The sequence below is a fragment of the Pseudomonas sp. SDO5532_S415 genome (genome assembly GCF_054071155.1).
In genome coordinates, this window is sequence record NZ_JBSVWS010000161.1 from 1 (window position 1) to 13493 (window position 13493).

General features: G+C 60.2%; 11 protein-coding genes. 2 read left to right on the plus strand and 9 right to left on the minus strand.

Annotated features, from left to right (window positions below):
- Positions 1 to 59: 59 nt before the first annotated feature.
- From ACW9HW_RS24735 to ACW9HW_RS24775, 9 genes are all read right to left on the minus strand, one after another.
- The gene (locus tag ACW9HW_RS24735; RefSeq protein WP_095193729.1) at positions 60 to 695 is read right to left on the minus strand and encodes a lysoplasmalogenase; all 636 of its coding nucleotides are present in this window, start codon (positions 693 to 695) and stop codon (positions 60 to 62) included.
- 2 nt (positions 696 to 697) lie between these two features.
- Complete coding sequence (locus ACW9HW_RS24740) at positions 698 to 1090, minus strand: protease inhibitor I42 family protein (RefSeq protein ID WP_095193728.1); 393 nt, start codon at positions 1088 to 1090, stop codon at positions 698 to 700.
- 315 nt (positions 1091 to 1405) lie between these two features.
- Positions 1406 to 2014, minus strand: a complete 609-nt coding sequence (locus tag ACW9HW_RS24745) for a hypothetical protein (RefSeq protein ID WP_095193727.1) — start codon at positions 2012 to 2014, stop codon at positions 1406 to 1408.
- Between the two features lie 109 nt (positions 2015 to 2123).
- Positions 2124 to 4541, minus strand: a complete 2418-nt coding sequence (gene lon, locus ACW9HW_RS24750; RefSeq protein WP_457402006.1) for an endopeptidase La — start codon at positions 4539 to 4541, stop codon at positions 2124 to 2126.
- Between the two features lie 150 nt (positions 4542 to 4691).
- Complete coding sequence (gene mvaD, locus ACW9HW_RS24755) at positions 4692 to 5693, minus strand: diphosphomevalonate decarboxylase (RefSeq protein WP_095193725.1); 1002 nt, start codon at positions 5691 to 5693, stop codon at positions 4692 to 4694.
- Positions 5690 to 6748 (minus strand): mevalonate kinase family protein, encoded by a 1059-nt coding sequence (locus tag ACW9HW_RS24760; RefSeq protein WP_457402007.1) that lies wholly within the window; start codon positions 6746 to 6748, stop codon positions 5690 to 5692. The genes mvaD and ACW9HW_RS24760 overlap by 4 nt, the downstream gene beginning before the upstream one ends.
- Before the next feature lie 3 nt (positions 6749 to 6751).
- Complete coding sequence (locus ACW9HW_RS24765; RefSeq protein ID WP_457402009.1) at positions 6752 to 7981, minus strand: hydroxymethylglutaryl-CoA reductase; 1230 nt, start codon at positions 7979 to 7981, stop codon at positions 6752 to 6754.
- Positions 7982 to 8171: 190 nt separating this feature from the next.
- The gene (locus tag ACW9HW_RS24770) at positions 8172 to 10580 is read right to left on the minus strand and encodes a glucose/quinate/shikimate family membrane-bound PQQ-dependent dehydrogenase (protein WP_457402010.1); all 2409 of its coding nucleotides are present in this window, start codon (positions 10578 to 10580) and stop codon (positions 8172 to 8174) included.
- A gap of 213 nt (positions 10581 to 10793) precedes the next feature.
- Entirely contained in the window at positions 10794 to 12176 is a 1383-nt protein-coding gene (locus ACW9HW_RS24775; RefSeq protein ID WP_457402011.1) for a carbohydrate porin, read from the minus strand.
- 366 nt (positions 12177 to 12542) lie between these two features.
- On the opposite strand from ACW9HW_RS24775, the gene ACW9HW_RS24780 reads away from it, so the two are divergent.
- On the plus strand, positions 12543 to 12773 hold the full coding sequence (locus ACW9HW_RS24780) for a VF530 family protein (RefSeq protein ID WP_095193720.1): 231 nt from the start codon (positions 12543 to 12545) through the stop codon (positions 12771 to 12773).
- Between the two features lie 2 nt (positions 12774 to 12775).
- Complete coding sequence (locus tag ACW9HW_RS24785) at positions 12776 to 13429, plus strand: Pr6Pr family membrane protein (protein ID WP_457402012.1); 654 nt, start codon at positions 12776 to 12778, stop codon at positions 13427 to 13429.
- Positions 13430 to 13493 lie beyond the last annotated feature (64 nt).

Below are 13493 nucleotides of genomic sequence, written 5' to 3' on the forward strand. Positions count from 1 at the left end.
CTTGGCTAGCCTGACGGAAGTACGCTGTACCTGTGGGAGCGAGCCTGCTCGCGAAGCGTTCAGCGCGGTTTTGAGTCAAAGGCAGAGGCGGTAATCCCCCATTGCCCCAACCAGTAACTGAGGATGATCACATAGGGCGCGGCATCGAACGGCATCACAAAGCGACTGATGCCAATCACGCTGTCCGAGAACACAAATGCCACGGCACCCGCAGCCGCCAGCAGCGCGGAGCGTTTGGGCACATCGGTGCCAAGCCGGGCCAGCGCTCGCCACAGCATGGCGCTGATGGCCAGGCCGTAGACGATCACCGGGATGAGCAACGGCCCCAATCCGTGGGCAATCAGAATCCCCAGCAGAACGGCCCCGACTCCCAGGGCGATAATCAGCGGCAACAGCGCCAACCGGCGGCAGTCGCTCAAATACGCTTTCAGATAGGCCAGATGCGCAACCAGAAACGCACCCAGGCCAAACACAAACAAATCCCCCGGCCACGCCAGCAACACATCGCCGATCAGGGAGAAGATCAAGCCGAGGCTGATCCAGCGCCGATAGTCGCTGGGCGGCGCGTCGTGCAGCCAGCCGAGCAAGGCCAGTACCGGCAACGGTTTCACCAACAGGCACAGCAGCGAGGCGTGCACGCTCAGGCCGTAGAGAAACGTCACCGCGCCCATCAGCGCCAGAATCAGCCAACCCATGGTCAGTTAACCGAAATCGCGCAGTCGAAGGATTCCACCGGCAGCACTTCCGGTGCCCAGGGCTGTTGCGAGGTCAGGCGCAAGCGTGCGGTGCCGGGTGCAAAGGCCTGAAAGCGCCAGGTCGAGACGCCGGCCGCGCCCACAACACCGGCATCTTCCGGGTTTCGATAAACCTCTGGCCCCAGTGCACGCAACACGCCGCCGGCCGAATCCTGAATGGCCCAGCGATAGCCCGTGGTCGGGTTGCTTGGCAGGGTCAGGATCAGGTTTTGCCCGCTGGTGAGTTTAATCGGGCATTCGCTTTGTTTTTCCACGGTCACGTTGTGCTTCGGTTGCGTGGCGCAGGCGGCCAGCAGCGCGAGGGCAATAGGGACAAACAGGCGGGTGGGGGACATGGGGTCTGTGGCTCCGGCGTTCTCGACGAACGGCGAGCATAACTGAAGGTGAGACAAATTGTGACAGGTGCGGGAATTGGCGTTGTGAGCGCCGACGCCTTCGCGAGCAGGCTCGCTCCCACAGGGATTGCAGTAGGCACAAAATTTGTGAACACCACTGCAACCACATGTGGGAGCGAGCCTGCTCGCGAAAGCGATGACGCAGGCGCTACAACGCTGTCAGAACAACACCTTCGCCACATCCGCAAACGCTTGGCGAAATGGACTGTAATATCCAGCCTGCTGCTGATGTTCTCCAGAAACATAAAGGACGCGTCACGCAACAGTAAGGGCCATATCGTCAGTCCAGTTCGATTTGTGCTCTACCCCATCAAAGTGCCAATAGGTTTGCATTGCTTTCATCTTGTATGCGCCGGGTAACAGTGCCCATCCAGGTTTTGCCTCCCACCCACCAGCGCCATCAGGATCAACGTTGGTTTTGTAAGTGGCCGTGGGCAAAGGACTCACTCTGGTTAACTCGATGTCAACCCGAGTCTGGGCATGATGCCCTGTCCCTTTGATAGTTTGATCAAGTAGAGGAAGTGAGCCCCCCGCAGTGGGCTTTGTGAAAACCGGTCGTTCGAGCAACTTTTCGAATGAAATGATTTCAGTCGGTTCGGAGGTCTCGTCGGGCCACCATGTTTTCTGCCGTACCTTAATCTCGGCATTCTTCGGAACGAGATAGAAACTTCGGCTGAGGTAGATGCTGAAAGTGCCGTCCTGCTCGACCGTACCAACGTCATGCCAGGTACCTTGTTGCGTAAAGTTCGATTGCAGCTGTATGACAGCACCTGCTACGCCAGTCCCCTTCAATTCCAGTTTTTCAACGGTCGCCCCTTCTGTTGGATACGAAAGGACGGGTGGGAGTAATTGCGTGTTCGCCATGGTTGCTCACACTTGATTGAGGTATGAGCAACCGTTTTAGCAGTGCATGTAAGCAGTGCCACCTGTCAGAACTATCAGTTCCGACAGGTGGTTTACTATGAGTCAATTGTCAGAACAACACCTTCGCCACATCCGCAAAGCGCTTGGCGAAATGCACGGTAATCCCTTCCTTCAGATAATCCGGCAGTTCGTCGAAACTCCCGCGATTCGGCTCCGGCAGGATCAACTCGAAAATCTTCTGCCGCCGCGCCGCGATGACCTTTTCGCGCACGCCGCCAATCGGCAGTACATGCCCGGTCAAGGTCAGTTCGCCGGTCATGGCCACGCCTTTTTTCGGTGGCTGGTTGCGGGCGAGCGAGAGCAGGGCGCTGGCCATGGTCACGCCGGCGCTTGGGCCGTCTTTGGGTGTTGCGCCTTCCGGCACGTGCAAGTGCACGAAGGCTTCGTCGAAGAACTTTGGATCGCCGCCGAACGACTTCAGATTGGAGCTGACGTAGCTGTAGGCGATTTCCGCCGACTCTTTCATCACATCACCCAGTTGCCCGGTGAGTTTGAATCCGCGATTCAACGTGTGAATCCGGGTCGCTTCGATCGGCAAGGTCGCGCCGCCCATGCTGGTCCAGGCCAGTCCGGTGATGACGCCAGTGCCCGACAGGACTTGTTCGTTGCGAAACACCGGATGGCCGAGGGAGGCTTCCAGGTCTTTCGGACCGAGTTTGATCACTGCGTTCGGCTCATCGATCAATTTCATCACGGCCTTTCGCACCAGTTTGCCGAGCTGTTTTTCCAGTTGCCGCACGCCGGCCTCACGGGCGTAACCGTCGATCAAGGCCTTCAACGCGTTGTCACTGATGCTCAGGCTGCCTTTGGAGACACCGGCCTTTTCCAGCAGCTTGGGCCACAGGTGACGCTTGGCGATGGCGACTTTTTCTTCGGTGATGTAACCCGACAGCCGAATCACTTCCATGCGGTCGAGCAGCGGGCCGGGAATGGAATCCAGGGTGTTGGCGGTGCAGACGAACAGCACTTTCGACAGGTCCATGCGCAGATCAAGGTAGTGGTCGAGGAATTCGACGTTCTGCTCAGGGTCGAGGGTTTCCAGCAACGCCGACGCCGGGTCGCCCTGGTAGCTTTGGCCCATCTTGTCGATTTCGTCGAGCATGATCACCGGGTTCATTACTTCGACGTCTTTCAACGCTTGAACGAGTTTGCCCGGCTGCGCGCCGATGTAGGTGCGGCGGTGGCCCTTGATCTCGGCTTCGTCGCGCATACCGCCGAGGCTGAAACGGTAGAACGGCCGGCCCAGGGACTCGGCGATGGATTTGCCGACGCTGGTCTTGCCCACGCCCGGCGGGCCGACCAGCAGCACGATAGAACCGCTGATCTCGCCTTTATAGGCACCGACCGCGAGGAATTCGAGGATGCGGTCCTTGATGTCGTCGAGGCCTGCGTGGTGTTTGTCCAGCACCTTGCGCGCGTGTTTGAGGTCGAGCTTGTCCTCGCCATACACGCCCCACGGCACCGAGGTCGCCCAGTCGAGGTAGTTGCGGGTCACCGCATACTCCGGCGAACCGGTCTCGAGGATCGACAGCTTGTTCATCTCTTCTTCGATGCGCTTCTGCGCCTGCGACGATAGTACCTTGCCGGTCAGTCGCTGCTCGAACTGTTCCAGGTCGGCGCTGCGGTCGTCCTTGGTCAGCCCCAGCTCCTGCTGGATGACCTTGAGTTGTTCCTTGAGGAAAAACTCGCGCTGGTGCTCGCCGATCTTGCGGTTCACTTCGGCGGAGATTTCCTTTTGCAGGCGCGCGACTTCGACTTCCTTGCGCAGCATCGGCAGGACTTTTTCCATGCGCTTGAGCATCGGCACGCAGTCGAGCACTTCCTGCAGTTCGCTGCCGGTGGCCGAGGTCAGCGCGGCGGCGAAGTCGGTCAGCGGCGATGGGTCGTTGGGGCTGAAGCGGTTGAGGTAATTCTTCAGTTCTTCGCTGTACAGCGGGTTGAGCGGCAGCAGTTCCTTGATCGCATTGATCAGCGCCATGCCATAAGCCTTGACCTCATCGGTCGGCTCGGTGGGCTGGTGCGGGTATTCGACTTCCACCAGGTACGGCGGGCGATGGTGCTTGAGCCAGGTCTTGAGCCGGACGCGGGTCAGGCCCTGGGCGACGAATTGCAGTTTGCCGTTTTCGCGGCTGGCGTGGTGCACCTTGACCAGGGTGCCGTACAGCGGCAGGGCCGAGGTGTCGAAGTGGCGTGGATTGTCCTGGGGTGTGTCCATGTAGAACAGGGCCAGGGAGTGGTGCTCGGATTTGCTGACCAGATCAAGGGTTTCCGCCCAGGGTTCTTCATTGACGATGACCGGCAGCACCTGGGCCGGGAAGAACGGTCGATTGTGGATCGGGATGATGTAGACCTTGTCCGGCAGATTCTGGCCGGGCAGGGCGAGGCCTTTGCCGGGAGTGTGGTGGTGGGCGTTTTCCGGGTCGGCGTATTCGCTGGAGTCTTCGGGGAATTCCTGCTGGTCGCTCATGGGGGCACCTGCGCAATGGGTATGGGTCTTAGATGGGGCAGGTTGGCGGTGGTTTCAATGATGCTTGGGGGTTACTGAATCATTCGAGGGTATGTTCAGTAGATAGACAGGTTAGCTGGGTACTTTGGTTGGGGCGGTCCCGGTGGTCACTTAAAACAGATGATGTTCCAGCCGTCGGGGCCCGTCGCCCGCTTGATCGAAAATCCACCGAACGACGCCGGGTAGCGATCTCAACGCGGCAAAAACCTGCGACCGGTGCTGTAGGGTGCAGAGCACATGCACATTGGGGCCGGCATCCATCGTGGCACACACCTGCAGCCCTTCGCCGCGCAGTTGGCGAACCCGTTCAAGCAGCGTCAGTGTTGTCGGTTGCCAATAGAAAACCGGCGGTTGGGACGTCATGGCGATCATGTGCATTTCAATGGCTTCGCACTCCACGGCGTCGGCCAATGCAGTGAAGTCACGGTTGAGAATGGCTTGGCGCACGGTGTTCAGGCGGTCTGGCAACAGATCAAGACGGGCTCGGTAAAAAGGGCTGCTGGAGGCCAGATGATGACCCTGGCGGGAGCTGACCTTCTTGTGCCTGGCGTCGACCACGGCAATCAGGTCACACAGCGGCCAGTGCTGCGCCGGAGCGAAGGCTTGTGCCGGCCCTGCAAGCTGTCGGGCATCGCCTGGCCACTGGACAAATCCGCCGAACGCCGACCGTGACGCCGAACCTGAGCCGGACAAACGTGCCAGTTCACTGATGTGCGCGGCATCGCAGTTCTGATCGCACAGCAGGGCGAAGGCCATGGCCAGGGCACTGAAGCCAGCCGCCGACGAAGCGATTCCGGCTCCGGTGGGGAAGCTGTTGCTGGTGGCGATGCGCAGGGGGTGCCAGTGATCGAAGTGCTGGCGCAGTTGCCCCAGGTGATACTCGATACCGAAGCGCAAAGAGGCGTTGGCGGGCACCAGTGTGCCCTCGCGGGTTCTCCACAGGATCTCATCGGTTGAGCCAATGGGCAGCGGTGCCATCGTGCAAAGGCTGACGCACTGACTCAGGGTCATGGACAGCGAAACGTTGTTGGGGAGCGTCAGCTGTTCATTGCTCATGCCCCAATACTTGATCAATGCAATGTTGCTGGGGGATGAGACGGTGATTCGGTTCATTTCTGAGTGATCTCCAGGCCGCTCACCCCCAGTGCTGCATCAATCCTGCGGTAGTGCGCCAGTTCCGGCAGCGCCGGGGCACCCACCACCAGCAGCGCTCCGGCGCTCTCCCCGCAAAGCGCACCGGCGCCACATATCTTTGCCGCGCCTCCGGCCCTTTCTATGGCGCGAATCACCTCGGCAACGGCAGCTGGAACGACACCCAGTTTTTCCAGATCGGCTTCATAGTCGCGCAACACGGCCTTGAGTGTTTCAGGCATCGGACGCGTTTGCTGCAAGAGCGAGCAAAAGCGCTCAGTGTTGCGACACATGCTGGCCAGCAGTGGATTGCCCTTGCCTGCCAGCCTGTGTCGAGTGGCGGCGACCACTTGTCCGGTACTCTCGCGGGCGGCGCCGGTGTGATAGAGCTGCAATCCGTGCAGTACGCTCAGGTTTTCGATGGGCCATGGAGTCAGGTTGAAACCACCTTCCCCGTCTGATCGCCGCTCGACCACCGAGCCATGCAGGCTGGTGTTGTGGTCGATCCCGGAAGACTGGCCGTGGACATAGCGCTCAATGGTTTGCGCCAGACATTGCACTGGATTGTCCATCGCTGGCAGCCTGAAGAGCCGCAGCAGTGCCGCCACCAGCGTAACCGCCAAAGCGCCGGAGCTGCCGAACCCGGCTTCGGCAGGAATCTGTGATCGCACCCGCAGAGAGAATCCACGCCAGTCCTGCGGTGCCAACCTGAGCAGGATTTCTCCGATGGAGCATTTGACCACGTGATCAAGGTCCTGGCCTTTGACCTGAGCAAAGGTCCGGGATGTTGGATCGCTCACATAGTGCTTCCACGCCTGGCGCACTTGCAGGGTGTAATCCGCCAGTTGCAGAGGGTCGTAAACCCGCTGGATCGAGAGGTCGGGCAATCTCAGTTTAATCTGTCCGTCGTGACGCGGATGTACCCGGACATTGCAATACAGCCCCAGGGAACTGGCGATCACCGGACATCCATGCAGGGCGGCGTGCTCACCCATCAGAATGATTTTGCCCGGGGCGCTGGCTTGAATGGCGATCATCCGTCAACGTCCCAGTTGCACATGGGCTTTGACCAGATTGTGAGACGCTTGCGCAGCCATGATCGACAATTCACCCGCCAACACTAGGGTGCCGAGTATTTCTGCCAGGCGCAGCACATCCATCCCGGGTTTTTTCTCGCCGGGCACGATACCCATCAACGCCAGGGCCTCCGATTGCGTGCCAAGGCCGGTACCACCGCCGACGGTGCCCAACGGTGTGTCGGGCAACAGGATTGAGGCGTAGACGGCGCCATGCTCGCGGGGTTCGATACAGGTGATACCGATGGCGCTTTCGGCGACCTGGGCGACATCCTGGCCGGTAGCCATAAAAAACGCGGCAAGGATGTTGGCGTGATGGGCATTGCAACCGATCGCGCCGGCCATGGCTGAGCCGAGCAGGTTCTTTCGGTATTGAAGCTCACACACTGCAGGTGCATCGGTTTTCAGAATGTCGCGCAGGATATCAGCGCTCAGGCGTGCTTCGGCATAAATGCGCTTGCCGCGACCGTTGAGAAAATTGACCGCCGCCGGTTTTTTATCGATGCAGTAGTTGCCGGAAACACTGACGCATTGTACGCCCGTCGCAGGGCTGATCAGTTGAGTGACCGCACGATCGCAGGCGATGCTCGCCATGTTCATGCCCATGGCATCGGCACAGAGGAATCGAAAGCGCAGGTAGATTGAGGTGCCGACCACGGCAGGCTCGATATCTTGCAATCGCAGGTGAGCACTGTCCTGGTCGCACAGCTGTTTGATGTCTTGGTAGTGGCTGTCTATCCAGGCCAGGAATGCCTGGGTTTGCACGATGCCGCTGGAGCGAAACACCGGTGCCCGGGTGATACCGATATCTTCGACGCGAACCACCGCGCCACCAGCGGCATGCAGTGCGCTGCAACCTCGGGAGACACTGGCGATCAATGCGCCTTCCGTGGTGGCCAACGGTGCGAATACCGGTTCACTGGCGCAAAGCGCTTGACCCTTGATCAGCACGGGCCCGACGACACCCACCGGAATCTGAATGGCACCGATGAAGTTCTCGCATTTGGCCGGTTTTGCATCGAAGGTGTAACTACCGATGGTGTGCAGCGACATTCCGCTGATACGTTGCAAAGCTTCACGACGGATGTAGGCCGCTTCGTCGTGGGAAAAAGCCTTTGGCAACTGGTGCAGTTTGATTTCACCCTCGGCCAGAGCCTCGATCCAGCCAGTGACATTTCGGGTTGGGGATGTCATTTGCACCTCAGTTATACGGGCACGCTTTTGCGTGCGTGCAATTGAGGATGCGCAGAAAAGAAATGAGCAGCTACTGTCAGAGTTGACAGTTATTTAGATCGATTGGCGATTGATCCTTTATCGATCAGGCATTCAAAAAAAGGGCGACACCCTTACGGAGCGTCGCCCTTTGTTCTGCTGTCGCTAAAAACTATTCCGACAGTTTGTACGCAATCACATAGTCACCCTGTTTGGTGCCCAGGGAACCATGACCGCCGGCAACGACCAGCACGTATTGCTGGCCGTCCTTGCCGGTGTAGGTCATGGGTGTGGTCTGCGCGCCGGCAGGCAGGCGGCCTTCCCACAGTTGCTTGCCGTTTTTCACGTCGTAGGCACGCAGGTACTGGTCGAGGGTGCCGCTGAGGAAACCGACGCCACCGGCGGTGGTAAAGGTGCCGCCCAGGCTTGGCACGCCCATGCTCAGCGGAATCGGAACCGGTGAGCTGTCGCGCACGGTGCCGTTCTTGTGCATCCAGATTTTTTCCTGGGTGGTCAGGTCGATGGCGGCCACGTAACCCCAGGCCGGCGCCTGGCACGGCAGGCCCATTGGCGACAGCAGTGCTTCGAGGATCACGCCGTACGGCGCACCCTTGTTCGGCTGCACACCTTCGGTTTCGCTTTTGCGCGGGCCTTGGGCGGCGATGTCGGCGGCCGGGATCATTTTCGATTTGAAGGCCATGTAGCTCGGGTTCACGAAGGCGATCTGGCGCACCGGATCGACCGAGATACCGCCCCAGTCGAACACGCCGAAGTTACCCGGATACACGATCGAACCCTGCAACGACGGCGGGGTGAACGGACCGTCGTAGCGCATGGATTTGAAGTCGATCCGGCAGATCAGCTGGTCGAACGGGGTCACGCCCCACATGTCGCGTTCCTGCAGCGGTGGCGGCATCAGGTTGAGGTCGGATTTCGGCTGGGTCGGCGACGTGTGGTCGCCTTCCACCGCGCCTTGCGGCACCGGCACTTCATTGATCGGTACGATGGCCTGGCCGCTGCTGCGGTCCAGTACGTAGATGCTGCCTTGCTTGGTGGAGGCCAGTACCGCCGGCTTCACGCCATCGGCGGTTTTCAGGTTCATCAGGGTTGGCTGGCCACCGACGTCCATATCCCACAGGTCATGGTGGGTGAACTGGAAGTGCCAGCGCACTTTGCCGGTGGCGATGTCCAGGGCGGTCAGGCCGGCGGCGTGCAGCTCCGATTCAGGCGTGCGCGCGCCACCGAACTGGTCCGGGGTCTGATTGCCCATCGGCAGGTAGAGCATGCCGAGTTTTTCATCGACGGCGAACATGGACCACATGTTCGGTGAGTTGCGGGTGTAGACCTTGCCTTCGGCAATCGGCGTGGTGTCGTCCGGGTTGCCGCTGTCCCAGTTCCACACCAGTTTGCCGGTGTGCACGTCGAAGGCGCGGATCACACCGCTCGGTTCGTCGGTGGAGACGTTGTCGGTGACGTGCCCTCCGATCACCACCAGGTCCTTGGTGACCGCGGGAGGCGAGGTGGAGTAGTAGCCGCCGGCGGTGAAGCCGCCGATGTTGGCGCGCAGGTCGACCTGGCCCTTGTCGCCGAAGTCTTCGCACATCTTGCCGGTGTCGGCGTTGAGGGCAATCAGACGAGTGTCGGCGGTGGGCAGGAAGATGCGGCGTGGGCAGATGCTGGCCACCGGTGCGCTGGCGCTGCCGGTCGGGCTCTGTTCGGAGGCATACACCGCGTCATCGTGATAGGTCACGCCACGGCAGGTCATGTGCGCCCAACCCTTGAAGTTCGCCGCGTTCTGCGTCGAGAGCTTCGGATCGAAACGCCAGATTTCCTTGCCGCTGTCCGGGTCCAGCGCAATCACCTGGCTGTGCGGCGTGCAGACATAGAGCATGCCGTTGACTTTCAGCGGGGTGTTTTCGGCGGTGGTTTCGCCCGGGTCGTTCGGCCCTGGCAGATCACCCGTGCGGTAGGTCCAGGCCGGCACCAGCTTGTGCACGTTCTGCGGGGTGATCTGTGCCAATGGCGAGTAACGGTCGCCGTGAGCACTGCGGCCGTAGGAGTTCCAGTCGCCGTCCGGCATGGCAGGCGCGGTGTTGGTCATGCCCGGGACGCTGTCGCGGTCCAGTTGTCCCTTGATTTCACCGGGGGTGGTGAACTGGCTGGCCAGCGCAGTGGCGCCGGCGATGACCACGGCCACGCTCAGCGCACCCGTGCCCATCGGTGCTGCACCGGCGCGCAACAGCGGACTACGGAACCATGGCAGCAACATGACGATGCCGAGGGCAAACAACATGGCCAGACGCGGCACCAGTTGCCACCAGTCGAGGCCGACTTCCCACAGTGCCCAGACGGTGCTGGCGAACAGCACCAATGCGTACAGGCCCAGCGCAGCGCGGCGGGCGGCGATCAGCAGGACGCCGGTCAGCGTCAGGCCAATACCGGCCAGCACGTAATACAGCGAGCCGCCGAGCAGGCTCAGCTTGATACCGCCGGCCAGCATGGCCAGGCCCATTAGCAGAAGCAGGACACCGAGCAGGCTCGGCAGCAGACGGCTTCGACTCAAAGCACCCTCAGTGCTCATAGTGTGGTTCTCCGTGAAGTTTTGATGAGTCCCGCGCAGGTTCACTGTAGATGATGATCCTGTGTGGGCATGGTTCAGCTAAAAGGTGTTCTGTCGATGCGGTCCCTTGTGGGAGCGAGCCTGCTCGCGAAGGCGGTGTGTCATCCGACGCTGATGTTGGATGTGATGGCCGCTTCACGAGCCGGCTCGCTCCCACAGGTTTTTGCGTAATTCTTAGAACGACGACTGGATCTTGATCCCGCCAATCAGCGCATCGTCGACCTGGTCCACGCCACCGGGGTGGCGGATGTATTGCAGGTTCGGGCGCACGGTCAGCCAATTCGTGACGTGCACGCCGTAATAGAGTTCGGCGCTGTATTCGGTGTCCTGGGGCGGCAGGAACGACGGATCGTCGTAGTCGAAAACGGCGTGGGCCTGGTTGGTCGCCTCGGCGTTCTTGCGATAGGCCGGGTTCACGTGGACGCGGGCCAGGGCGAAGCCGATGTCGTCATTGGCGCGTGCATCGAACAGACCTTTGTAGACGACACCGGCCTGGACGTAGTTGTCGATGGCGTTGGTCTTCTTGTCGTGCATCGTGCCGTTGGCGAACACGCTCAAACCCCGGCTGTGATCGCTGGCGACGCTGGTGATTTGCTGCTGGATGCCGAGCCACACACCGTGCTTGCTCGACGCGCTGCGGTAAGCCTCGCCACTCAGGGCGGCGGGCTGGCCATGGCTATCCTTGTAGACGTCGGTGGCATTGGCGTTGCTGTAGTAATAACCGGCGCGGTATTCGCCCGGCAGGCCGTCGAACTTCGGCGTCCACACCAATTCCACCGGCAGGATCGCGCCCTGGGTGCCGCTGCCGCTGAGCTTGAAGCCGTTGTCGCGATCCAGATTCGACGGGTTTTGCTCATAGGCGCCGACCTGTGCGTACAGTTCAGGCGTCAGGTGATATTTGATCCGCAGCGCCCACTGGCTGACCGGCCAGTTGTACCAGATGTCACCGACCCAGTTGCCCACCTGGGAGCCGCAGAACGCCAGGTTCTGGAAGTCGCAGGGGAAGCTGTTGAAGTCCTCGCCCTCGCCAAAACGGCCGACCTTGATGTCCAGCTTCTGGTCGAAAAACTTCTGCTGGTACCACATCTGCGTCAAGCGCCAGGTCTGGCCGCGCCCCCAGACTTCCTGGGCCGAGGTGAAACCTCCGACTCGCGGATCGTTGATGCGGTCGTTGCTGATGTTGTTGCCACTGCGCTCGGTAATGGTCAGCTGAAACTCCGCGTCGTCCCAGCCCAGGATCTTCTGCAAATCCAGATGCGTGCCGAAGCCGAACTGGTCGCTGTAGCGCGCCGTCCGGTCATGGTCGTAGCCGCCGTGCAGATTGCTACCCATTTCACCGGTGTAGTCGACCTTGAAGTCGTAGCCTTTCTTCGCCAGTTCGCTGCGCGTGCCGTTCCAGTCACCGAGCATCCAGGGTGAGTTGTTATCGAAGGCCGGGGTGGCCTGGACGCAGGTGGCGAGACTCAATGCGGTGAATCCGCCGATGAGGCTCAGGGATTTTTGACGAATGACAGGCGTAAAGACAGCGCTGTCTTTCAAGGTTTGCAAATCGGGCATTCTTGATCTTTTTCTGGGGAATGAACGGAAACAGCAGAACTGAAGGTGTTGGCGGAAGCGTTTCAGCTAAAGCGTGCGCAAGGATAATGTTCTGTTACAAATAGAGAAAGGGCTTTTACAGACATGCATCGTTTCGGATTTGGTAACAGTGAGGCGGATGACTACTGTGGGAGCGAGCCTGCTCGCGAAGGAGGTGAACGATAACGCGTGAATCCAGATGCCCGGCGGCGTCATTGGTTTCTTCGCGAGCAGGCTCGCTCCCACAGAGTTGTCGCGGTTCACCTACATTTAACAGACCGCTTCCCCCCAACGTAGCCCTCGGCTAAGGTGCGCGGCTTCCCATTCCTACATCGCTGAAGGCCCGGCATGACCGAACAGACCCACGACCCGCTGCACGGCGTCACCCTGGAGCAAATCCTCAACGCCCTGGTTGAACACTACGAATGGTCGGGGCTGGCCGAGCGCATCGACATCCGCTGCTTCAAGAGTGACCCGAGCATCAAGTCGAGCCTGACGTTCCTGCGCAAAACCCCATGGGCGCGGGAGAAGGTCGAGCGCTTGTACGTGAAGTTGATGCGCACCAAGCGTCCGCTCTGAATATGGTCAAACAGTCAGTCACGCGGCGTCGATTTGTTGCCGTGGCCGCCATCCTTGGCTGGGCCGGATTGAGCATTCAGCTGTACCTGATTTTCTACTCGCGCTGGACTCTGGCCGCCAGCCTGTTGGGCGGGCTGGTGAGCTTCTTCAGCTACTTCACCGTGCTGACCAATACCCTGGTGGCGACCGTTCTGACCTGTGAACTGACGTCCCGCGAATCGGCCGCACGGCGCTGGTTTTTACAGCCGTGGGTCAGCAGTGGCATTGCCGTGAGCATCGCCGTGGTCGGCATTGCCTACAGCCTGTTGCTGCGCCATCTATGGCATCCCGAAGGCTGGCAATGGCTGGCCGATGAGTTGCTGCATGACGTCATGCCGCTGCTGTTTCTGGTCTATTGGTGGTGCTGGGTGCCCAAGGGGACGTTGCGGCTGCGGCATGTCGCGCTGTGGCTGATTTATCCGCTGGTGTACTTCGGCTACGCGTTGTTGCGCGGGCATTTGCTGGCGACTTATCCGTACCCGTTCATTGATGTGGATAAGCTGGGTTATCCACAGGTGTTTATCAATGCGGCGGGGTTGCTGGTGGGGTTTGTGGTGATTGCTCTGGTGGTGATCGTGGTCGATCGCTGGCGTGGTGGCAAAGGCATGGAGTTGTAGCGTTTGTAGAATCGCCTTCGCGAGCAGGCTCGCTCCCACATTCGACCGCACTCCTCTGTGGGAA

What these genes read in the sequence shown, in the direction of transcription:
- ACW9HW_RS24745 (WP_095193727.1), bottom strand. Translation starts at nt 2,014, where the DNA reads ATGGCGAACACGCAATTACTCCCACCCGTCCTTTCGTATCCAACAGAA.
- ACW9HW_RS24785 (WP_457402012.1), top strand. Translation starts at nt 12,776, where the DNA reads ATGGTCAAACAGTCAGTCACGCGGCGTCGATTTGTTGCCGTGGCCGCC.
- ACW9HW_RS24775 (WP_457402011.1), bottom strand. Translation starts at nt 12,176, where the DNA reads ATGCCCGATTTGCAAACCTTGAAAGACAGCGCTGTCTTTACGCCTGTC.
- ACW9HW_RS24760 (WP_457402007.1), bottom strand. Translation starts at nt 6,748, where the DNA reads ATGATCGCCATTCAAGCCAGCGCCCCGGGCAAAATCATTCTGATGGGT.
- ACW9HW_RS24740 (WP_095193728.1), bottom strand. Translation starts at nt 1,090, where the DNA reads ATGTCCCCCACCCGCCTGTTTGTCCCTATTGCCCTCGCGCTGCTGGCC.
- ACW9HW_RS24780 (WP_095193720.1), top strand. Translation starts at nt 12,543, where the DNA reads ATGACCGAACAGACCCACGACCCGCTGCACGGCGTCACCCTGGAGCAA.
- mvaD (WP_095193725.1), bottom strand. Translation starts at nt 5,693, where the DNA reads ATGAACCGAATCACCGTCTCATCCCCCAGCAACATTGCATTGATCAAG.
- ACW9HW_RS24765 (WP_457402009.1), bottom strand. Translation starts at nt 7,981, where the DNA reads ATGACATCCCCAACCCGAAATGTCACTGGCTGGATCGAGGCTCTGGCC.
- lon (WP_457402006.1), bottom strand. Translation starts at nt 4,541, where the DNA reads ATGAGCGACCAGCAGGAATTCCCCGAAGACTCCAGCGAATACGCCGAC.
- ACW9HW_RS24770 (WP_457402010.1), bottom strand. Translation starts at nt 10,580, where the DNA reads ATGAGCACTGAGGGTGCTTTGAGTCGAAGCCGTCTGCTGCCGAGCCTG.
- ACW9HW_RS24735 (WP_095193729.1), bottom strand. Translation starts at nt 695, where the DNA reads ATGGGTTGGCTGATTCTGGCGCTGATGGGCGCGGTGACGTTTCTCTAC.